We start from the raw sequence: 21,180 nt of genomic DNA on the forward strand, positions 1-21,180 counted from the left end.
TGAGGGGCTGCGCGCAGCCCATACCTGATAAGGATCACCACCATGCCAATACAGATTTTACCGCCTCAGCTGGCGAACCAGATTGCCGCTGGCGAAGTGGTTGAGCGCCCGGCCTCGGTCGTAAAAGAGCTGGTGGAAAACAGCCTTGATGCCGGAGCGACGCGCATTGAGGTCGATATTGAGAAAGGCGGTGCAAAGCTGATCCGCATCCGCGACAACGGCTGCGGCATCGCCCGAGATGAACTGGCGATGGCGCTGGCCCGCCACGCCACCAGCAAGATCGCCTCGCTGGATGATCTGGAGGCGATTGTCAGCCTCGGCTTTCGCGGCGAAGCGCTGGCGAGTATCAGCTCGGTGTCGCGCCTGACGCTAACGTCGCGCACCGCCGATCAGCAGGAAGCCTGGCAGGCCTATGCCGAAGGGCGCGATATGGCGGTGACGGTCAAACCCGCCGCCCACCCGGTGGGAACCTCGCTGGAAGTGCTCGATCTGTTCTACAACACGCCTGCCCGCCGAAAATTCATGCGCACCGAAAAGACCGAGTTCACCCATATTGATGAGGTGATTCGCCGCATTGCGCTGGCGCGTTTCGACGTTGCCATTTCGCTGACGCACAACGGCAAGCTGGTGCGTCAGTATCGCGGCGTGACACAGGAGGCGCAGCGCGAGCGGCGTCTGGGTGCCATCTGCGGGACGCCTTTCATGCAGCACGCGCTGCGCATTGACTGGCAGCACGACGATCTGGCGCTGCGCGGCTGGGTGGCCGATCCGGCGGGGTCGCGTCAGGTTACCGACCTGCAGCACTGCTACGTTAACGGTCGCATGATGCGCGACAAGCTGATTAATCACGCCATCCGCCAGGCCTATCAAACCCAGCTCGGTGAAGATCAGCAGCCAGCCTACGTGCTGTATCTGGAGATTGACCCGCACCAGGTGGATGTCAACGTGCATCCCGCGAAGCATGAGGTGCGTTTTCATCAGTCGCGTCTGGTGCATGACTTTATCTGGCAGGGCGTGATGAGCGTGCTGCAGGCCAGTCGCAGCGCCGAATTGCCGCTGGCCCATGCCGAAGAGCCGCCGCCGCAGTGGCAGCCAGAGAACCGCCAGGCCGCCGGGGCGAATCACTTTGCCCAGCCGGCAACCGGTGCGCGCAGCGGTGGCAGCGCGGCATCCGGCGGCACGGGCGGCCAGTGGCAGCCGAAAGAGCCGGGCTATCGCGCGCGTGAAGGGGCGGTTTATCAGCAGCTGATAAAAACACCGGCGGCGGAGACGCCACGTACACCGGCTGCTGAACCCGCGCCCGCGCCACGCCCGGCATCCGCGCGTGAAGCGCCGCTGGCCGCCCACACGCAAAGTTTTGGCCGGGTGCTCAGCGTGGTGCGCGAGCGCTATGCGCTGCTGGAGCGCGGGGAGACGTTGCAGCTGCTGTCATTAAGCGTGGCGGCGCGCTGGCTCAAACAGGCCCAGTTGCAACCCGGCGATGAGGGGCTCAAACCGCAGCCGCTGCTGATCCCGGTACGGCTGAAAATCGCTCACGAAGAGTTAAGCGTGATTGACGCCCAGTCGGCGCTGTTAAGCCAGATGGGCATTGATTTACAACGGGAAGGACAGCATGTGACGCTGCGCGCTGTCCCTTTACCGTTACGAACACAAAATTTACAAATCTTGATTCCAGACCTGTTAGGCTATCTCGCCCGGCAGCAAGAGGTTTCTGCTTCCGCACTGGCCCAGTGGCTGGCGCGACGCGACGATGCGGCAGAACCTCACTGGAATCACTCGCAGGCGATCACGCTGCTGGCAGAGCTCGAACGGCTCTGCCCGCATCTGCTGAAATCGCCGCCTTCAGGTCTGTTACAGACCCTTGAGATTGAGAGCGCGCTAAACGCGTTGAAGCATGAGTGAACTGAACCAGGCTAGCCGGCCAAAGGCAATTTTTTTGATGGGGCCGACCGCCTCCGGTAAGACGGCATTAGCCATTGCGCTGCGTCAGCAACTTCCGGTGGAACTTATTAGCGTTGACTCTGCCTTAATCTATCGCGGGATGGATATTGGCACGGCGAAACCGTCGGCACAGGAGTTGGCGCAGGCACCCCATCGCTTGCTGGACATTCGCGACCCGGCGGAGAGCTATTCCGCTGCTGAGTTTCGTCGCGATGCGCTGGCAGAAATGGCGGAGATTACCCAAAAAGGTAAGATTCCGCTGCTTGTTGGTGGAACCATGCTTTACTTCAAAGCGTTGCTGGAAGGATTGTCGCCGCTGCCCTCGGCCGATCCGGAAGTGCGTCAGCGAATAGAGCAAATGGCGGCGGAAAAAGGCTGGGAAGCCCTGCACCGCCAGCTGTGTGAAATCGATCCGGTCGCCGGTAGTCGTATTCATCCGAATGATCCGCAGAGACTTTCGCGAGCACTGGAAGTTTTTTTTATTTCGGGTAAAACTTTAACGGAACTGACAAAAACGGCCGGTGAAGCGTTACCCTACGATGTGTACCAGTTTGCTATCGCTCCGGCGAGCCGCGAACTGTTACACCAGCGCATCGCGTTGCGTTACGACCAGATGTTAGCGTCAGGTTTTGAAGCGGAGGCTCGGGCACTGTTTGCACGAGGTGATTTGCATACGGACATGCCTTCCATTCGCTGTGTTGGTTACCGTCAGATGTGGTCTTATCTGTCTGGCGAAATCGATTACGACGAAATGGTTTATCGGGGAATTTGCGCCACCCGGCAGCTCGCTAAACGCCAGATGACCTGGTTACGTGGCTGGCCCGACGTCCACTGGTTAGACAGTGACGCGCCAGAATTAGCGCGTAATGCGGTGCTTCAGGTTGTTAGTGCGTAGCAGGGATGATTGTGTACAATTGGTCCGTTATCGTGCGCAAATTTTTACGCAGTTTTTCTGAACCACGGTTCACAAAGTAACAAACAACAAGCATATAAGGAAAAGATAGAATGGCTAAGGGGCAATCATTACAAGACCCGTTTTTGAACGCATTGCGTCGTGAACGTGTACCGGTTTCGATCTATTTGGTGAATGGTATTAAGCTGCAGGGACAAATTGAATCCTTTGATCAGTTCGTCATTCTGTTGAAAAACACGGTAAGCCAGATGGTGTATAAGCACGCCATCTCTACAGTGGTTCCTTCTCGTCCGGTTTCGCACCATAGCAACAACGCGGGCGGCAGCGGTGGCAGTAATTACCACCATGGCGGAAGCAACCAGGGCGCTCAGTCGCAGCCACAACAAGACGGCGATAACGCAGAGTAATTCTGCACGGCCGTAAAGCCAGGGCTGGGGAGCGAGTGCGTTTTCCCGTCCTGGTTATTTTATTTTAGCGAGGTTATAGCTTGTTTGACCGTTATGATGCCGGTGAGCAGGCCGTACTGGTACACATCTGGTTCTCCCAAGACAAAGAGCTGGAAGATTTGCAGGAGTTTGAAACTCTTGTCTCTTCTGCGGGCGTCGATGCGCTGCAAGTGATTACCGGCAGCCGTAAAGCGCCACATCCCAAATATTTTGTCGGTGAAGGAAAGGCAGTTGAAATTGCCGATGCGGTGAAAGCGAGTGGAGCATCGGTCGTTTTATTCGATCATGCCTTATCCCCTGCTCAGGAACGTAATCTTGAGCGGCTGTGCGAATGTCGCGTAATCGATCGCACCGGCTTAATTCTCGATATTTTTGCCCAGCGCGCCCGCACCCATGAAGGGAAATTGCAGGTCGAGCTGGCACAGTTACGCCATCTTGCCACCCGTCTGGTGCGCGGATGGACTCACCTTGAGCGGCAGAAAGGCGGTATCGGCCTGCGTGGACCGGGTGAAACCCAGCTGGAAACCGACCGTCGCTTACTGCGCGGCCGCATCAGCCAGATTCTGTCCCGCCTTGAACGCGTGGAAAAACAGCGTGAACAGGGACGTCAGGCGCGTGCGAAAGCCGATGTGCCGACCGTCTCCCTGGTGGGCTACACCAACGCCGGCAAATCCACCCTGTTCAACGCTATCACTTCAGCCAACGTGTATGCTGCCGACCAGCTGTTCGCCACGCTGGACCCGACGCTGCGCCGCCTCAACGTGGCCGATGTCGGCGAAGTGGTGCTGGCGGATACGGTAGGCTTTATCCGTCACCTGCCGCATGACTTAGTGGCGGCGTTTAAAGCCACCCTGCAGGAAACCCGTCAGGCGTCGCTGCTGCTGCACGTGATTGACGCCGCGGATTTGCGCGTCAATGACAACATCGACGCCGTAAACGAAGTGCTGGCAGAGATTGAAGCCGATGAGATTCCGGTGCTGCTGGTGATGAACAAGATCGATATGCTGGATGGCTTTGAGCCGCGTATCGATCGCGACGAAGAGAACCGGCCGACGCGCGTGTGGCTGTCGGCGCAGAGCGGTGCCGGTTTGCCGCTGCTGTGGCAGGCGCTGTCCGAGCGCTTAGCCGGTGAAGTGGCGCAGTATGATTTACGTCTGCCGCCGGAAGCGGGCCGCCTGCGCAGCCGCTTCTATCAGCTGCAGGCGATAGAAAAAGAGTGGAATGAAGAAGATGGCTGCGTAGGTTTGCAGGTGCGAATGCCGATTGTTGACTGGCGCCGCTTGTGCAAGCAGGAACCGCAGCTCGCCAGTTATATTGTTTGACCGTTGCCCAACTCATTTACCCCAAGACGTGCCCGGCACGTGGCAGGGTAAACTTATATACAATAAATGGAGTAGAGACATGGCGTGGAATCAGCCCGGAAATAACGGACAGGACCGCGACCCGTGGGGAAGCAGCAATAACCAAGGCGGCAACTCTGGGGGAAATAAAGGAGGTCGCGATCAGGGACCTCCTGATCTGGATGATATCTTCCGTAAGCTGAGTAAAAAACTCGGCGGACTGGGCGGTGGCAAACAGAGCGATAACGGCCAGCGCAGCGGCGGCAGCGGTGGCAAACTGGTTGGCATTGTCGCCGTGGCGGCAGTGGTCATCTGGGCAGCCAGTGGTTTCTACACCATTAAAGAAGCGGAACGCGGGGTCGTGACGCGTTTCGGCAAATTCAGCCATCTGGTTGAGCCTGGCCTCAACTGGAAACCGACCTTTATCGATCAGGTGCGGGCCGTCAACGTCGAAGCGGTGCGTGAGCTGGCGGCGTCTGGCGTGATGCTGACTTCGGACGAGAACGTGGTGCGCGTGGAGATGAACGTGCAGTACCGCGTGACCGATCCGGAGCGCTACCTGTATGCGGTGACCAGTGCCGATGACAGCCTGCGTCAGGCTACTGACAGCGCGCTGCGCGGCGTGATTGGCCGCTCGACCATGGACCGTATCCTCACCGAAGGCCGTACCGTCGTGCGTAGCGATACCCAGCGTGAAATCGACGAAACCATTCGTCCTTACAACATGGGTATTACGCTGCTTGACGTCAACTTCCAGGCGGCGCGTCCACCGGAAGAGGTCAAAGCCGCGTTTGACGATGCGATTGCCGCCCGCGAAAACCGCGAGCAGTACGTGCGTGAAGCTGAAGCGTACGCCAACGAAGTGCAGCCGCGTGCTAACGGCCAGGCGCAGCGTATTCTTGAAGAGGCGCGAGCCTACAAAGAGCGGACTGTGCTGGAAGCGCAGGGTGAAGTGGCGCGGTTCGCGCGTCTGCTGCCGGAGTACAAAGCCGCACCGCAGATCACCAAAGAACGTCTCTACATTGAAAGCATGGAGCGCGTGCTCAGCCATACCCGCAAAGTGCTGGTTAACGACCGTGGCAACAGCCTGATGGTGCTGCCGCTGGATCAGCTGATGCGTGGCGGCCAGGCAGGCGGCCAGAGCGGTCAGAACAATGCCAATCTGATGAAGTTACCGTCGTCACCGGGCAGCAATGCCGGCCGCGGCGACACTTCATCCTACAGTCCGGACAGCATCATGGATCAGCGTCGCGCCAATGCGCTGCGTAACGATACCCAGCGCGAAGGGAGGGAGTAATCGATGCGTAAGCCAATCATCGCCGTAATTATTGTTGTTCTGGTGGTGCTGTACGCCTCACTGTTCGTGGTGCAGGAAGGCCAGCGCGGTATCGTGCTGCGCTTTGGTAAAGTACTGCGTGATGATGAGAACAAGCCGCAGGTGTACGCACCGGGCCTGCACTTCAAAATTCCGTTTATTGAAACCGTGAAGTCGCTGGATGCGCGCATCCAGACCATGGATAACCAGGCCGATCGTTTCGTCACCAAAGAGAAGAAAGACCTGATTGTGGACTCTTACATCAAGTGGCGCATCAGCGATTTCAGCCGTTACTACCTTGCGACCGGCGGTGGCGACGTTTCTCAGGCGGAAGTGCTGCTGAAACGTAAGTTCAGCGACCGTCTGCGTTCAGAAATGGGCCGTCTTGATGTGAAAGACATCGTCACCGACTCGCGTGGCCGTCTGACCACCGACGTGCGCGATGCGCTGAACACCGGCAGTGCCGGCAATGACGACGAAGTGCAGACGCCAGCCGCTGACGATGCGATTGCCAGCGCGGCAGCCCGCGTTGAGCGTGAGACCAACAGCAATGAGCCGGCGCCAAACCCGAACAGTATGGCGGCGCTGGGTATTCAGGTGGTCGACGTGCGCATCAAGCAGATCAACCTGCCGACCGAAGTGTCGGACGCGATCTACAACCGTATGCGCGCCGAGCGTGAAGCGGTAGCACGTAGTCAGCGTTCACAGGGTCAGGAAGAGGCGGAAAAACTGCGCGCTCAGGCCGATTATCAGGTAACCCGTACGCTGGCAGAAGCGCAGCGTCAGGCGCTGATCAGCCGTGGTGAAGGGGATGGTGAAGCGGCCAAGCTGTTCGCTGACGCCTTCAGCCAGGATCCTGATTTCTATGCCTTTATCCGCAGCCTGCGTGCCTATGAGAACAGCTTCGCGGACAATCAGGACGTGATGGTGCTGAGCCCGGATAGCGATTTCTTCCGCTATATGAAGGCGCCAACTAACGTCTCGCGTTAATAACTGTTATAACCTTGAGGCCGACACTGATGTCGGCCTTTTTTTTGGGAAAACAGAATGAACACAACCGTCTGGATGGCGCTGGCTTTGGTGCTGGTGCTGGAGGGATTAGGACCGATGCTGCTGCCGCGTCTGTGGCGTCGCATGATTCTGGCGATGACGCAGTTACCGGACCGTATACTGCACCGTTTTGGCGGCGGGCTGGTGGTGGCGGGCGTGGTGATTTACGCCATGCTGAGCACGCACGCGAATGGCTGAGCAATAATCTGCGCGCTGCCGCACGGCTAAATTGTGTCTGCTGCAGAGCATTGCCCCCAACATGTTGTAGTGATCAAAACTCAGGCAAAAAACAGCGCAATCGTATGCTAAAAGTGCTGAAAGAGTGAAAATCCGATGGTAGAATCCATTTTTAAGCAATCGGTGATTTTAGAAAATGGGTAAGAACGTCGTCGTACTGGGCACCCAATGGGGTGATGAAGGTAAAGGTAAGATCGTAGACCTTCTGACTGAACGCGCGAAATATGTTGTGCGTTACCAGGGTGGCCACAATGCAGGCCATACACTTGTCATCAACGGTGAGAAAACCGTCCTCCACTTAATTCCCTCTGGCATCCTGCGTGAAAACGTCACCAGCATCATTGGTAATGGTGTTGTGCTGTCGCCTGAAGCCCTGATGAAAGAGATGAACGGTCTGGAAGCGCGCGGTGTGCCGGTACGTGAACGTCTGCTGATCTCTGAAGCTTGTCCGCTGATTCTGCAATACCATGTGGCGATGGACCTGGCGCGTGAAAAAGCGCGCGGTGCCAAAGCTATCGGTACCACCGGTCGTGGTATCGGCCCAGCCTACGAAGATAAAGTTGCCCGTCGCGGTCTGCGCGTCAGCGACCTGTTCAACAAAGAAACCTTCGCCGTGAAGCTGAAAGAGATCGTTGATTTCTACAACTTCCAGCTGGTGAACTACTACAAAGAAGATGCAGTAGACTACGATAAAGTGCTGAGCGATGTACTGGCGGTGGCCGACATCCTGACCGGCATGGTCGTTGACGTGTCTGAACTGCTGGACGGCGCGCGTAAGCGTGGCGACCTGATCATGTTCGAAGGCGCACAGGGTACGCTGCTGGATATCGACCACGGTACGTATCCGTACGTGACTTCGTCCAACACCACTGCTGGTGGCGTGGCGACCGGTTCAGGTATCGGTCCTCGCTACGTGGATTACGTGCTGGGCATCGTCAAAGCTTACTCGACCCGCGTCGGTGCCGGTCCATTCCCGACCGAACTGTTTGATGAAACCGGCGAGTTCCTGTGTAAGAAAGGTAACGAGTTCGGTGCCACCACCGGCCGTCGTCGTCGTACCGGCTGGCTGGATGCGGTAGCTGTGCGCCGCGCGGTGCAGATCAACTCCCTGTCCGGCTTCTGCATGACCAAACTGGACGTGCTGGATGGCCTGAAAGAGGTGAAAATCTGCGTCGGTTACCGTATGCCGGATGGCCGCGAGATGACCACCACGCCGCTGGCGGCAGAAGGCTGGGAAGGCATCGAGCCGATTTATGAAACTCTGCCGGGCTGGAGTGAAAACACCTTTGGTGTTAAAACACTGGAAGGGCTGCCGCAGGCAGCACGTGATTACATCAAACGTGTTGAAGAAGTGACTGGCGTGCCGATTGATATTATTTCAACCGGTCCTGACCGTAGTGAGACCATGATTCTGCGCGATCCGTTCGACGCTTAATCACGTTTTGCAGGCCGGACACTGTCCGGCCTTCGTTTATCTGCTCTTTGACTCCGCTCACTTCATTTTTTCCTGCTGGTTTCGGGAGTTGCAGGAAAAAAGCGCTCCGGGTTTTCCACACTGGTTTATCATCAATGTTAATCGAAGCGCTCACGGGCGTTATAACAACAATATCGATGATTCACTGAGGTACATGTGCAGCTAACAAGTTTTACCGATTTCGGTCTGCGCGCCCTGATTTACATGGCGACATTGCCGCAAGGTCAGCAGACCAACATTACCGAAGTCACCGATACCTACGGGGTATCGCGTAACCATATGGTTAAAATCATCAATCAACTGAGCCGGGCCGGCTTTGTTGCCGCGACACGCGGTAAAAACGGCGGAATTCGTTTAGGCATGGACCCGGAAAAAATCGTCATTGGCGATGTCGTGAGAAAAATGGAGCCTTTGCAGCTGGTAAACTGTAAAGAGTGTGCGATAAATCCCGCCTGTCGCCTGCGTAGCGCGCTGAATAATGCGGTCCAGCTATTCCTGCAGGAACTGGATAAATATACGCTCGCCGACCTGGTGCAAAACAACGATTCGCTTTACCACATCTTATTGTCCGAACCGCCGGTGGTAATTCCACATAAATGACATCGGAGGAACCGTAATGTCAAAAGATCCCTTTCAGGATAGAGAAGCTGAAAAGTACGAAAATCCTATTCCCAGTCGGGAATTTATCCTCGCGCTATTAGAAAAGCGTGAAAAGCCGGCGAGCCGCGAAGAGATCGCCGAAGAGTTAAACATCACCAGCGAAGATCAGCTTGAAGCGCTGCGTCGCCGCCTGCGCGCCATGGAGCGTGACGGCCAGCTGGTGTTCACCCGTCGCCAGTGCTACGCCCTGCCGGAGCGTCTGGATTTACTGCGCGGCAAAGTGATTGGCCATCGCGATGGCTACGGCTTCCTGCGCGTTGATGGTCAGAAAGATGACTTCTACCTCTCGGCGGAGCAGATGAAGTTCTGCCTGCACGGTGATGTCATCCTCGCCCAGCCGGGCGGCTCCGACCGCAAAGGGCGGCGTGAAGCGCGCGTGGTCCGCGTGCTGGAACCGCGCAACAGCCAGATTGTTGGCCGCTACTTCACCGATGCCGGCACCGGCTTTGTGGTACCGGACGACAGCCGTCTGAGCTTTGACATTCTGATCCCGGCGGAAGAGACGCTGAATGCGCGCATGGGATCGGTGGTTGTGGTGGAAATCGTGCAGCGCGCGACGCGCCGCAGCAAAGCTATCGGCAAAATTACAGAAATTCTCGGCGACAACATGGGCACCGGTCTGGCCGTGGATATGGCGCTGCGCACCCATGAAATTCCCCACTCATGGCCGGAAGAAGTTGAGAAAGAGATTTCCAGACTGAAAGAGCAGGTACCGGAATCGGCGAAAAAAGGCCGCGTCGACCTGCGTGAACTGCCGCTGGTGACCATCGACGGTGAAGACGCGCGTGACTTCGATGACGCCGTTTACTGCGAGAAAAAACGCGGCGGCGGCTGGCGCCTGTGGGTGGCGATTGCCGACGTCAGTTATTACGTGCGTCCCGGCACCGCGCTGGATAACGAAGCGCAGCAGCGCGGCACCTCGGTCTACTTCCCGTCGCAGGTGATACCGATGCTGCCGGAGATCCTCTCGAACGGCCTGTGCTCACTCAATCCGCAGGTGGATCGCCTGTGCATGGTGTGCGAGATGACCATCTCGGCCAGCGGTAAACTCACCGGCTTCAAACATTACGAAGCGGTGATGAACTCACATGCGCGTCTGACCTACAACAAAGTGTGGAGCATTCTGCAGGGCAACCCGGAGCTGCGTGAACAGTATGCGGCGCAGGTGAAGCACCTCGAAGAGCTGCACCGCATGTATGAGGTGCTGGAAACCGCCCGCGAACAGCGCGGTGGCATCTCGTTTGAAACCGACGAAGCCAAATTCATCTTCAACGCTGAGCGCCGCATTGAGCGCGTGGAGCGCACCGTACGTAACGATGCGCACAAGCTGATCGAAGAGTGCATGATCCTGGCCAACATCGCCTCCGCGCGTTTCGTTGAGAAACACCAGGAGCCGGCGCTGTTCCGCGATCACGATCGTCCGAGCGAAGACAGCATCACCAGCTTCCGTACCGTGCTGGGCGAGCTGGGCCTCAGCCTGCCGGGTGGGTCGAAACCGCAGCCGATCGATTATGCCGATCTGCTGACGCAGATTGCCGACCGTCCGGATGCTGAAATGCTGCAAACCATGCTGCTGCGTTCGATGAAGCAGGCGGTGTACGATCCGGAAAACCGCGGTCACTTTGGCCTGGCGCTGGCGTCGTATGCGCACTTTACCTCGCCGATCCGTCGCTATCCGGATCTGCTGCTGCACCGTGCTATCAAGTATCTGCTGGCCAAAGAGCAGGGCACGGTAAAAGGCAACACCACGCCAACCGGTGGTTATCACTACGATATGCAGCAGATGCTGCAGCTGGGTCAGCACTGTTCGATGACCGAACGCCGTGCCGATGAAGCGACGCGCGATGTGGCCGACTGGCTGAAGTGTGACTTTATGCAGGATCAGGTGGGTAACGTATTCAACGGCGTAATCTCCAGCGTGACCGGCTTTGGCTTCTTTGTTCGCCTCAACGATCTGTTCATTGATGGCCTGGTGCACGTCTCCACGCTGGACAATGATTACTACCGCTTCGATCCGGTGGGCCAGCGTCTGATTGGCGAATCCGGCGGTCGCACTTACCGTCTGGGTGATGCGGTGGAAGTGCGCGTTGACGCGGTGCACATGGATGAGCGCAAGATCGATTTCGCGCTGATCTCCAGCAAACGCGTACCGCGCGGTGAAGGGAAAACCGCGCGCGAGCGTGAGAAGCGTGGCGGCAAGCCACCGGCGAAGCGGCGCCGCGACGCGGGTCGCAAGGGCAACTTTGAGCCGGACGCCGCTTTCCGCGGTGAGAAGCAGCCGCCTGCGGCGAATAAAAGCGAGAAAAAAAGCAAAAAAGTCTCCGAAAAAACCCGTAAAATCGCCGCCGCAACCAAGGCGAAGCGCGCAGTGAAGAAGAAGGCCAGCGAAGCCTGATGGCCTCTTCACCCGCCAGCGGCCAGGTGCGTCAGCGCTGACGCACCTTGCTCAACCCTGTTTCGCAGGCTGCGCCCCAACGCGCAGCCTGATTAATGTTCTGTATTCAACGATATACATCCAACCTTGAGCAAAGTAATGAGTGAAATAATTTTTGGCATTCACGCCGTGCAGGCGCTGCTGGAGCGTGATCCCCAGCGTTTTCAGGAAGTCTTTATCCTTAAAGGCCGCGATGACCGCCGCCTGCAGCCGCTGATCGCCGCACTGGAAGCTCAGGGAATTGTGATTCAGCTGGCCAACCGCCAGTGGCTCGACGGCCAGGTCGAAGGCGGCGTGCACCAGGGTATCGTGGCGCGCGTTAAGCCGGGTAAAAACTATCAGGAAGGCGATCTGCCGGATTTGCTGGCTTCACTGGATCAGCCGTTCCTGCTGATTCTGGATGGCGTCACCGATCCGCATAACCTGGGTGCCTGCCTGCGCAGCGCCGATGCGGCGGGTGTGCATGCGGTGATCGTGCCGAAAGACCGTTCGGCACCGCTCAACGCCACGGCGAAAAAAGTCGCCAGCGGGGCGGCGGAAAACGTGCCGCTGATTCGCGTCACCAATCTGGCGCGCACCATGCGTCTGCTGCAGGAGTACAACGTCTGGATCGTCGGCACGGCCGGTGAAGCAGACCACACGCTGTATCAGAGCAAAATGACCGGCGCGATGGCGCTGGTGATGGGTGCGGAAGGAGAGGGCATGCGCCGCCTGACGCGCGAACACTGCGATGAGCTGATCAGCATCCCGATGGCCGGCAGCGTCTCTTCCCTCAACGTTTCGGTGGCCACCGGCGTTTGTCTGTTCGAAGCGGTGCGTCAGCGCCAGGCGTGATCGCCGCCGCAAAACCTCAGCTGTACCAGGCATAACTGCACATCCTCTCCATACTTATAGCCACATCAGTACGGGCAACAGGAGAGGAGAGTGCCATGGCCTGGACCACTCACAGCGTATTCAATCAACCATCTCCGCTCAGCAACAGCAATCTCTTCACCAGCGACAGCGCGCTGTGCGAGGCGGTGGTGCGTGAAGGGGCCGGCTGGGACCGCGAATGGCTGGCGTCCGTTGGCCTGCAGCTCGGCAGCGCGGAGTCACTGGAATTAGGTCGCCTGGCCAATGCGCAGCCGCCGGAGCTGCTGCGTTACGACGCGCGCGGTGAGCGACTCGACGAGGTGCGCTTTCATCCTGCCTGGCATCTGCTGATGCAGGGCGTGTGCGCCAGCCGGTTACATAACCTGAGCTGGCAGCCTGACGTGCAGGGCAGCGCCATGGTGGCACGCGCGGCGCGTTTCATTCTGCATGCGCAGGTGGAAGCCGGTTCGCTCTGCCCGGTAACCATGACTCACGCCGCGATCCCGCTGCTGCAAACCCATCTGCCCGCTCCCTACGCCGACTGGCACGATCGACTGCTGAGCGATCGGTATGATGCGCATCATCTGCCCGGCAGCCAGAAGCGCGGCCTGCTGATTGGCATGGGCATGACGGAGAAGCAGGGCGGCACCGATGTGCTGAGCAACACCACACGCGCCGAACCGCCTGGCGCGCGCGGGCCGGGCGAACCCTGGCGCATCACCGGCCACAAGTGGTTCTTCTCGGTGCCGCAAAGCGACGCGCACCTGATCCTGGCGCAGACCGCCGCCGGGCTGAGCTGCTTCTTTCTGCCGCGCCTGCTGCCGGACGGCACGCGCAACGCCATTCGTCTTGAACGTCTGAAAGACAAGCTGGGCAACCGCGCCAATGCCAGTGCCGAAGTGGAGTTTCAGGATGCTTTCGGCTGGTTGCTGGGTGAGGAGGGCGATGGCGTGCGGCTGATCCTGAAAATGGGCGGTATGACGCGCTTTGACTGTGCGCTCGGCAGCCACGGCCAGATGCGACGCGCGCTGGCGATAGCGCTGCATCACGCCGGTCAGCGCCAGGTGATGGGCAAAAGCCTTAGCGATCAGCCGCTGATGCGCGCGGTGCTGGCGCAGCAGGCACTGCAGCTGGAAGGACAAACCGCGCTGCTGCTGCGTCTGGCGCGCGCCTGGTCAACGCCGGCCAGCGCGCATGAACGGCTGTATGCACGCCTGTTCACCCCGGCGGCCAAGTTCGTGATCTGCAAAGCCGGTATGCCATTTGTGGCTGAAGCCATGGAGGTGCTGGGCGGCATTGGCTACTGCGAAGAGAGTGAACTGCCGCGCCTGTATCGCGAGATGCCGGTGAACAGCATCTGGGAGGGCTCGGGTAACGTGATGTGCCTGGATGTGCTGCGTGTACTGGGACGGCATGCAGAGGTGCTTAGCATGCTGCAGGATGAGTTTGATGCGGTGAAGGGCAGCAATCGCCACTTCGATCGCTGCTGGCGTCAGCTGCGGCTACAGCTCGGCAACCTGCGCGAAGAGCAGGCACGGCAGGTTAGCGACATGCTGATTCGGCTGGCGAGTGCCGCGGTGCTGCTGAAAGCGGCAGAACCGCCGCTGGCAGACAGCTGGTGCGCGCGTTATCTCTCATCGCGCCCGGCGCAGGCGCTGAGTGATGATCTGAACGCACGCTTACTGCAGCGTGCTACTGCCGCCTGAGGGCGCGCCGTACAGAATGGCGGTGGCATACCAGAAGCCAGGCATGGTGGTCTCATCGACCATCAGGATCTGATAGTAAACCGCACCGCTCTGATTGGCGCGTGCAGCGATCGCACGCTGCACATCATCCGGCGAGCCGCGTGAATGGGCGCTGACGGTGCCAAGCTTCGGCAGGCCATAGCTTTGCGCGCGGGTGATCTCCTGCGCCTGAGTGGTGGGCGCTGGCGGGGGTTGTGGCGTGGTGTGCAGTGCGGCACAGCCGCTCAGCAGCAGGCCCAGCAGCAGAATAAGCGTACGCATGGTGGCTCCGGAAAACAGGCAGATGACTCAAGTGTAAGCCATCTGCCCCGGCTCATCAGTCGTTGAGGCGGAAAATACTCACCAGCTGGGTCAGATGATGGCCTTTCTGACTCAGGTGCTGCGCCGTGTGTTCGGACTGGTTAATCATGTCGCTGCTCTGATGGGTCGCATGGCTGATGTGGTTCATCGCCAGATTGACCTGACCAATGCCCGCAGCCTGCTCCTGGGCGGCGATATTGATTTCCCCCATCAGGGTTTTCACCTGTTCGATATGGCTGACAATATGGCTCATGGCGTCACGCGTTTGTTCCGAGAGCGCATGGCCGGCGGCCACTTTGTCGATCGAACTGGCAATCAGCCCGTCAATCTCCTTCGCCGCATTGGCGCTGCGCTGCGCCAGCGCACGCACTTCCGCAGCGACGACCGCGAAGCCTTTGCCGTGCTCACCGGCGCGCGCCGCCTCAACCGCAGCGTTGAGCGCCAGAATATTGGTCTGGAAGGCAATCGACTCGATCACGTGGGTAATGTCGGCGATGCTCTGTGAGGCAATGCGAATCTCCGCCATGGTCTCTACCGAGCGCGCCACGGTGCTGCCGCCCTGGCTGACGGTGCTGGCGGCTTCACCGACCAGCGCCATCGCCTGACGCACGTTAGCGGCGGTTTGCGCCACGGTTGCGCCAAACTGCTCCATGCTGGCCGAGGTCTCTTCGACGCTGCTCGCCTGGCGGCCAATCTGCTCGCTGATGCTGGAACTGCTGGCCGCAATGGTGTCGGTGCCGTCGCTGATCTCACGCGCGGCGGCGCGTACCTGGCCTACCACTTTCTCCAGGCCGTCGCCAATGCCGTTAATCGCGCTCACCAGCTGGCCGATCTCGTCGCGGCGCGCTGAGTCGAGGTGCGCCTGCAGATTACCCGCCGCGTACTGCTCGGCCAGATGGATCACCTGCTGCAGCGGCCGGGTAATGGCGCGCCGGCTATACAGCACAAAGCCAATGGCAAAGGCGAGCACCAGCGCCAGGCCAATCAGCATGAACAGATTGCGGCTGTGGGTGATCGGTGCCAGCAGGCTGGCGCGGCTGACTTCACCGGCGATAATCCAGTTCCAGCCCGGCAGTTGCTGCCACGCCAGCAGGCGGGTTTCGCCCTGATGCGCGATCTCCAGCAGGCCGTGCGGCTGCGTCAGGATCTGCTGCTGTACGCTGCGATCCCAGTCCGGCAGCTTGCCTTCGGACTGACGGGCAAACAGATACTGGCCCTGTGCGCTGCCCGGCGTGCCGTTCAGCACGAAGAAGCTGCCGCTGTCGCCGAGACGTCGCGCCAGCACTTTCTCCCGCATCAGCGCGTACTGTTTATCAATCTGCACGCCAACAAACAGAATGGCGATGACTGCGCCGCTGTCGTCCTGCACCGGCTGGTATTGGGTGATATAGCGATGGCCGAACAGCGTCGCCAGGCCGCGATACACTTCGCCCTTATTCACGCTGCGCCACGCCGCGCTGCTGCGATCAAGCTGGGTGCCCACCGCGCGGCTGCCATCCTCTTTCTTCAGTGAGGTCGCGATGCGAATGTAATCCTCGCCGTCGCGCACAAAAATGGTGGAGACTGCACCGGTACGATCGAGAAAATCGTCCACGGCGATCTGATCGAGATTGAGGGTTTTCAGCCCGGCACGCAGCGTCGGCGTGCTGAACGATCCCACCTGAATGCGTGAGCTGTCGTCACGGCTAAATCGCTTAGGTAAAAAGCTCTGAAACAGCCGGGTATAGTTCGCCACTTCTTCCGATAAGGTCGCGTTAAACATCGTGGCCATTTCATTAATGCCGAGCACCTGGTTTTGCATATCGTCGACAGCCAGCTGCTCCAGCTGGCGCGCGGCGTTATGGCTGAGCGTTAACGTCAGGGCAAACAGCACGATTGCCACACTGAAAGACGTCAATACAGACAGCTTAATTCCGAGACTCATGGCGCTGAGAGAGAGACGCTTCATAAAGTACCTTTAATAAATAACTGGAGGGGTACAGGATCAACGGCAAAATGCGGCAAATGTTTAGGGCAGAAATTAATCGAAATAAATGTGATGTAGCTCGCGTTTTGGCCGGCAGCACGTACACTGAGACCAGTGATAATCATTCTCAACGGAGACGGTATGATTGAGTTGGCAACGGAGAACCTGGCGGGCATTGAGTGTATTCACGCGGCACCGGCCGGACAGCGGCTGGCGCGCTTACCCACCATCCTGTTTTATCACGGATTTACCTCGTCGAAAGAGGTGTACAGCTACTTTGCCGTGGCGCTGGCGCAGGCCGGTTTCCGCGTGGTGATGCCGGATGCAGAGATGCACGGCGCACGCTACAACGGCGATACCGACGCGCGCATGACGCACTTCTGGGAGATTTTGCGCCAGAACATCGATGAAGTGCCGCTGCTGGAAGCGGCGCTGCGCGACAACGATTGGGTGGCGGATGAGCGTTTCGCCATTGCCGGCGCCTCAATGGGCGGCATGACCGCGCTGGGCGCGATGGCGCGCTATCCACACCTGCACAGCGTTGCCTGTCTGATGGGCTCCGGCTACTTCATGCAGCTCAGTCAGACGCTGTTCCCGCCGCTGGTGGCGCACACGCCAGAGCAAAAAGCGGCGTTACAGGCGCGGCTGGCCCCGCTGGCGGCCTACGATCCCTGTCAGCAGCTGGCGCAGCTGGCTAACCGTCCGCTGCTGTTATGGCACGGTGAAGCGGATGAAGTCGTACCGTTTGCCGAAACGGTACGGCTGGAAAAGGCGTTGCGCGAGGCGCAGCTCGACAGCCGGCTCACCTTTCTGGCGGAAAAGCAGATCGGGCACAAAATCACGCCGCCAGCGCTCACCGCGCTGGTCAGTTTCTTTAAACATCATTTGTAAACGGAACGGGCTGGCGGCGCGAAGCACGCCAGCCCGGGATAACAGGCCGGACTACAGTTGTGACGACAAGCGGTCGGCGGCGCTGGTGTTCGCGCTGACCGGGTTACCGCCTGGCGCATCCAGCCGGTTAACGTAGACATAGCCTGAAGCCGCTTTGCTGCTGTTACTTCTCATCTGCAGCGCCTGGTCAGCGGAGCTGGCAAGAGCGGGGGTAGACAGGAAGAGACCCAGTAAAGTGGCGATAATGACAGCTTTCATAATCGACTCCTCACTCCAGGGATTTCACTCTCAGGCGCGCTGATTAAGCCAAACCGTTGCGCCTGTAGAGAGTTTAGTTCTTCACCAGTACGACGCCAGATCGTCGTGCTGAACGCCTCGTTCAGGGATTTTGAACAATCTCTGACTAACCTGCTGAATCTCAATCCTTAGCACAAAAGGTGTCCCCGCCTGGCACGACAGCGACAATTTGATGAATTGTGCGCTTGAGTTTCCCCGGCGAGGTCAGTATGATTACGCGTCAATTTTTCAGCTGCATTCAGAGGTGTGTTTCATCTTTTGGGTGATTCGCAACCTATAACGTTCCTTGCTTCCGTGGGCCGCAGCTGACCCTGACAGGAGGCTGAATAATCCGTAAGGAGCTATCGATGCGTCATTACGAAATCGTATTTATGGTCCATCCTGACCAGAGCGAGCAGGTTCCGGGCATGATCGAGCGTTACACTGGTGCTATCACTGGTGCACAGGGCACGATCCACCGTCTGGAAGACTGGGGTCGCCGTCAGCTGGCTTACCCGATCAACAAACTGCACAAAGCACACTACGTTCTGCTGAACGTAGAAGCACCGCAGGAAGTGATCGACGAGCTGGAAACTAACTTCCGCTTCAACGACGCCGTTATCCGCAGCATGGTTATGCGCGTTAAGCACGCGGTAACTGAAGCTTCTCCGATGGTTAAAGCGAAAGACGAGCGTCGTGAGCGCCGCGAAGACTTCGCTAACGAATCGGCAGAAGACTCAGATGCTGGGGATTCTGAAGAGTAATCCACGATGACGGCCAATCGGCTGCGCCTGTCTGGCACCGTGTGCAAGACGCCAGTTCGAAAAGTCAGTCCGTCAGGGATTCCTCACTGCCAGTTCGTGCTTGAGCATCGTTCTGTGCAGGAGGAAGCCGGGTTTCACCGGCAAGCCTGGTGTCAGATGCCGGTGATTATCAGCGGCAGCACCCATCAGGCGATTACTCAACATATAACGGTCGGCACGCAACTCACACTCGAAGGTTTTATTAGCTGCCATCAGGCACGCAATGGCCAGAGCAAACTTGTGTTACATGCCGAGCAGATTGAATTGATAGATTCTGGAGACTAGCCAAATGGCACGTTATTTCCGTCGTCGCAAGTTCTGCCGTTTCACCGCGGAAGGCGTTCAAGAGATCGATTATAAAGATATCGCAACGCTGAAAAACTACATCACTGAAAGCGGCAAGATTGTTCCAAGCCGTATCACCGGTACTCGTGCAAAATACCAGCGTCAGCTGGCTCGTGCTATCAAGCGCGCGCGTTACCTGTCTCTGCTGCCGTACACTGATCGTCATCAGTAATCGGCAACTGTCCATTAACGACTTTAAGAGGATAAGGTAATGCAAGTTATTCTGCTTGATAAAGTAGCAAACCTGGGCAGCCTGGGTGATCAGGTTAACGTTAAAGCGGGCTACGCTCGTAACTTCCTGGTTCCACAGGGTAAAGCTGTTCCTGCTACAAAGAAAAACGTTGAGTTCTTCGAAGCGCGTCGCGCTGAACTGGAAGCCAAACTGGCTGACGTTCTGGCTGCTGCTAACGCACGTGCAGAGAAAATCAATGCACTGGGCACCGTTACTCTCGCGTCTAAAGCAGGCGACGAAGGTAAACTGTTCGGTTCCATCGGTACCCGCGACATCGCTGATGCAGTTACTGCAGCTGGCGTTGAAGTGGCGAAGAGCGAAGTTCGCCTGCCAAACGGCGTTCTGCGCACCACCGGTGAGCACGAAGTTGACTTCCAGGTTCACAGCGAAGTATTCGCGAAACTGGTTGTGAATGTAGTAGCTGAGTAATTTTTTACTTAGTTTGAAAGCGCCGGCCTTGTGCCGGCGTTTTTGTTTCTGTTACTTACTGCGCGCGGATAAAGCTGCCGTCCGGCTGGCGGGTAAACAGCACCGGGCCGTTACTGCTCTCGACCGTTAAGCCGGTCACCACGCCCTGCGCGTTCTGACGAATCTTCACCTGCTGACCACTCTGCAGTGCGCTCAGCGGCTGCCCATCGCCTTCCACCCGCGCCATGGCAAACACATCATTGACCGGAAGATTGTTGTCACGGAACAGCTGTGCCAGCGTCTGGCCCGAGGCCACGGTATAGCTGTGCCATTCGCCCTGGGCATCACTCTTTGGCGTCGTATTCTGCGGCGGCTGCGCATTGTTATCGTAGATTTCCGCCTGCATCGGCACCTCTTTGCCGCTGCTCTCCGCCGGACGTTCCACCGGATACTGCGGTGTGCTGGCAGGCCAGAGAAACGCCAGCAGCATCACCAGCAGGGCAATAACGATACCGCGTCGGTGCAGCGGCGGCAGCGGATCCATCCAGCGTACGTTATCCAGCAGATGCCAGATGCGCTGCAGCACAGCGGGTATACGCGACGGGGTTTCAGAAGCCATTCTTTCCTCCTCCTCGCTGGCGGTCGTGACGCGCCTGTCAGGCAGCCAGCGTTGCAACCGGGAAAATAAGGTACGCGGTGCGCGCGTCCTGCGACGTCGTGGGGCGATTTGGCCCATGGATGCTCTCTTGTTCTATAGTATGGGCAAAGCGGGCGCGAAGTGCCTGCCAGCATTGAAAAATTTGACCTGCATATTGTTTCTCTTTCCCCGGGAAATGTCATCCGCGGCGCGCGAGATTTTACGCCAGCCGCCTGCGCTGTTATGCTGCCGGTTCTATTTTCTCCGGGATTAAGGAAACAAGATGACGACCCCTTCATTTGACAGCGTCGAATCACAAGCAAGTTACGGTATCGGTTTACAGGTTGGTCAGCAGCTGCAAGAGTCTGGACTGCAGGGTCTGCAGCCAGAAGCGCTGCTTGCGGGCCTGCGCGACGCGCTGGAAGGGAACTCACCGGCAGTTCCGGTTGACGTGGTACACCGTGCGCTGCGTGAAGTCCACGAGCGTGCCGAAGGCGTACGTCGTGAGCGCGTCGAAGCCATGGCGGCCGAAGGTCTGCAGTTCCTCGAGCAGAATGCACAGCGTGAAGGCGTGAGCAGCACCGAATCCGGCCTGCAGTTCAGCGTCATCACCCAGGGCGATGGTCCGATCCCATCACGTCAGGATCGCGTACGCGTGCACTACACCGGTAAGCTGATTGACGGCACCGTGTTTGATAGCTCCGTTGCCCGTGGCGAACCGGCTGAATTCCCGGTCAGCGGCGTGATTGCCGGCTGGATTGAAGCGCTGACCCTGATGCCGGTAGGCTCGAAGTGGGAGTTGGCCATTCCGCACAATCTCGCTTACGGCGAGCGCGGCGCGGGTGCCTCTATCCCACCATTCAGCACCCTGATTTTCGAAGTCGAGCTGCTGGAAATCCTGTAATAAACAGCGGG

Annotated in this window: 22 protein-coding genes; 18 read left to right on the forward strand and 4 right to left on the reverse strand. The window is 58.4% G+C overall.

The features are described 5' to 3' along the window. Positions 1-42 precede the first annotated feature (42 nt). The 12 genes from mutL (at position 43) to E7738_RS16130 (ending at position 14,368) form a co-directional block, all read left to right on the forward strand. On the forward strand, positions 43-1,902 hold the full coding sequence (gene mutL / locus E7738_RS16075; RefSeq protein ID WP_394515799.1) for a DNA mismatch repair endonuclease MutL: 1,860 nt from the start codon (positions 43-45) through the stop codon (positions 1,900-1,902). Continuing rightward, positions 1,895-2,836 (forward strand): tRNA (adenosine(37)-N6)-dimethylallyltransferase MiaA, encoded by a 942-nt coding sequence (gene miaA / locus E7738_RS16080; RefSeq protein ID WP_031280158.1) that lies wholly within the window; start codon positions 1,895-1,897, stop codon positions 2,834-2,836. Before mutL ends, miaA begins: the two co-directional genes overlap by 8 nt. Before the next feature lie 110 nt (positions 2,837-2,946). After that, on the forward strand, positions 2,947-3,261 hold the full coding sequence (gene hfq / locus E7738_RS16085) for an RNA chaperone Hfq (protein WP_010618006.1): 315 nt from the start codon (positions 2,947-2,949) through the stop codon (positions 3,259-3,261). Positions 3,262-3,341: 80 nt separating this feature from the next. Beyond that, positions 3,342-4,622: a ribosome rescue GTPase HflX gene (gene hflX, locus E7738_RS16090; RefSeq protein ID WP_021509763.1), complete on the forward strand. Its 1,281-nt coding sequence runs from the start codon at positions 3,342-3,344 to the stop codon at positions 4,620-4,622. 79 nt (positions 4,623-4,701) lie between these two features. Beyond that, positions 4,702-5,937 carry an FtsH protease activity modulator HflK gene (hflK, locus tag E7738_RS16095; protein WP_021509762.1) on the forward strand — a complete coding sequence of 412 codons (1,236 nt, stop codon included), beginning with the start codon at positions 4,702-4,704 and terminating at the stop codon, positions 5,935-5,937. A 3-nt stretch (positions 5,938-5,940) separates the two neighbouring features. Further along, complete coding sequence (hflC, locus tag E7738_RS16100) at positions 5,941-6,945, forward strand: protease modulator HflC (protein WP_021509761.1); 1,005 nt, start codon at positions 5,941-5,943, stop codon at positions 6,943-6,945. Positions 6,946-7,002: 57 nt separating this feature from the next. Beyond that, entirely contained in the window at positions 7,003-7,203 is a 201-nt protein-coding gene (locus E7738_RS16105) for a DUF2065 domain-containing protein (protein WP_031280157.1), read from the forward strand. 175 nt (positions 7,204-7,378) lie between these two features. Beyond that, positions 7,379-8,677, forward strand: coding sequence for an adenylosuccinate synthase (locus E7738_RS16110; protein WP_104188201.1), 1,299 nt, complete (start codon positions 7,379-7,381; stop codon positions 8,675-8,677). A gap of 195 nt (positions 8,678-8,872) precedes the next feature. Then, positions 8,873-9,316 (forward strand): nitric oxide-sensing transcriptional repressor NsrR, encoded by a 444-nt coding sequence (nsrR, locus tag E7738_RS16115; RefSeq protein WP_394515800.1) that lies wholly within the window; start codon positions 8,873-8,875, stop codon positions 9,314-9,316. Positions 9,317-9,332: 16 nt separating this feature from the next. Continuing rightward, positions 9,333-11,771, forward strand: coding sequence for a ribonuclease R (rnr, locus tag E7738_RS16120; RefSeq protein WP_058771339.1), 2,439 nt, complete (start codon positions 9,333-9,335; stop codon positions 11,769-11,771). 138 nt (positions 11,772-11,909) lie between these two features. After that, the gene (gene rlmB, locus E7738_RS16125; RefSeq protein WP_021509756.1) at positions 11,910-12,644 is read left to right on the forward strand and encodes a 23S rRNA (guanosine(2251)-2'-O)-methyltransferase RlmB; all 735 of its coding nucleotides are present in this window, start codon (positions 11,910-11,912) and stop codon (positions 12,642-12,644) included. A gap of 95 nt (positions 12,645-12,739) precedes the next feature. Continuing rightward, positions 12,740-14,368 (forward strand): isovaleryl-CoA dehydrogenase, encoded by a 1,629-nt coding sequence (locus E7738_RS16130; protein WP_394515801.1) that lies wholly within the window; start codon positions 12,740-12,742, stop codon positions 14,366-14,368. On the opposite strand, the gene bsmA is transcribed toward E7738_RS16130, so the two are convergent. After that, positions 14,342-14,668, reverse strand: coding sequence for a biofilm peroxide resistance protein BsmA (gene bsmA, locus E7738_RS16135; RefSeq protein ID WP_021509754.1), 327 nt, complete (start codon positions 14,666-14,668; stop codon positions 14,342-14,344). The genes E7738_RS16130 and bsmA overlap by 27 nt on opposite strands. A gap of 55 nt (positions 14,669-14,723) precedes the next feature. Continuing rightward, positions 14,724-16,655, reverse strand: coding sequence for a methyl-accepting chemotaxis protein (locus E7738_RS16140; RefSeq protein ID WP_058759865.1), 1,932 nt, complete (start codon positions 16,653-16,655; stop codon positions 14,724-14,726). Positions 16,656-16,814: 159 nt separating this feature from the next. On the opposite strand from E7738_RS16140, the gene yjfP reads away from it, so the two are divergent. Continuing rightward, complete coding sequence (yjfP, locus tag E7738_RS16145; RefSeq protein ID WP_021509752.1) at positions 16,815-17,564, forward strand: esterase; 750 nt, start codon at positions 16,815-16,817, stop codon at positions 17,562-17,564. Positions 17,565-17,615: 51 nt separating this feature from the next. On the opposite strand, the gene E7738_RS16150 is transcribed toward yjfP, so the two are convergent. Continuing rightward, a complete protein-coding gene (locus E7738_RS16150; RefSeq protein ID WP_021509751.1) occupies positions 17,616-17,822 on the reverse strand; it encodes a hypothetical protein in 207 nt (68 codons plus the stop codon). Between the two features lie 386 nt (positions 17,823-18,208). On the opposite strand from E7738_RS16150, the gene rpsF reads away from it, so the two are divergent. From rpsF to rplI, 4 genes are read left to right on the forward strand one after another with little or no spacing between them, the layout of a single operon-like run. Continuing rightward, entirely contained in the window at positions 18,209-18,604 is a 396-nt protein-coding gene (gene rpsF, locus E7738_RS16155) for a 30S ribosomal protein S6 (protein ID WP_021509750.1), read from the forward strand. Between the two features lie 6 nt (positions 18,605-18,610). Beyond that, positions 18,611-18,928, forward strand: a complete 318-nt coding sequence (gene priB, locus E7738_RS16160) for a primosomal replication protein N (RefSeq protein WP_394515802.1) — start codon at positions 18,611-18,613, stop codon at positions 18,926-18,928. Positions 18,929-18,932: 4 nt separating this feature from the next. Continuing rightward, a complete protein-coding gene (rpsR, locus tag E7738_RS16165) occupies positions 18,933-19,160 on the forward strand; it encodes a 30S ribosomal protein S18 (protein ID WP_000135199.1) in 228 nt (75 codons plus the stop codon). A 39-nt stretch (positions 19,161-19,199) separates the two neighbouring features. Next, positions 19,200-19,649 (forward strand): 50S ribosomal protein L9, encoded by a 450-nt coding sequence (gene rplI, locus E7738_RS16170; protein ID WP_021509748.1) that lies wholly within the window; start codon positions 19,200-19,202, stop codon positions 19,647-19,649. A 55-nt stretch (positions 19,650-19,704) separates the two neighbouring features. On the opposite strand, the gene E7738_RS16175 is transcribed toward rplI, so the two are convergent. Next, positions 19,705-20,364 carry an OapA family protein gene (locus tag E7738_RS16175; protein ID WP_150360361.1) on the reverse strand — a complete coding sequence of 220 codons (660 nt, stop codon included), beginning with the start codon at positions 20,362-20,364 and terminating at the stop codon, positions 19,705-19,707. Positions 20,365-20,548: 184 nt separating this feature from the next. Between E7738_RS16175 and fklB the strand changes: the two genes are divergently transcribed. Further along, positions 20,549-21,169, forward strand: a complete 621-nt coding sequence (gene fklB / locus E7738_RS16180) for an FKBP-type peptidyl-prolyl cis-trans isomerase (RefSeq protein ID WP_394515803.1) — start codon at positions 20,549-20,551, stop codon at positions 21,167-21,169. The last annotated feature ends 11 nt before the right edge of the window (positions 21,170-21,180 follow it).

It is taken from the genome of Pantoea sp. SGAir0430 (assembly GCF_043549295.1).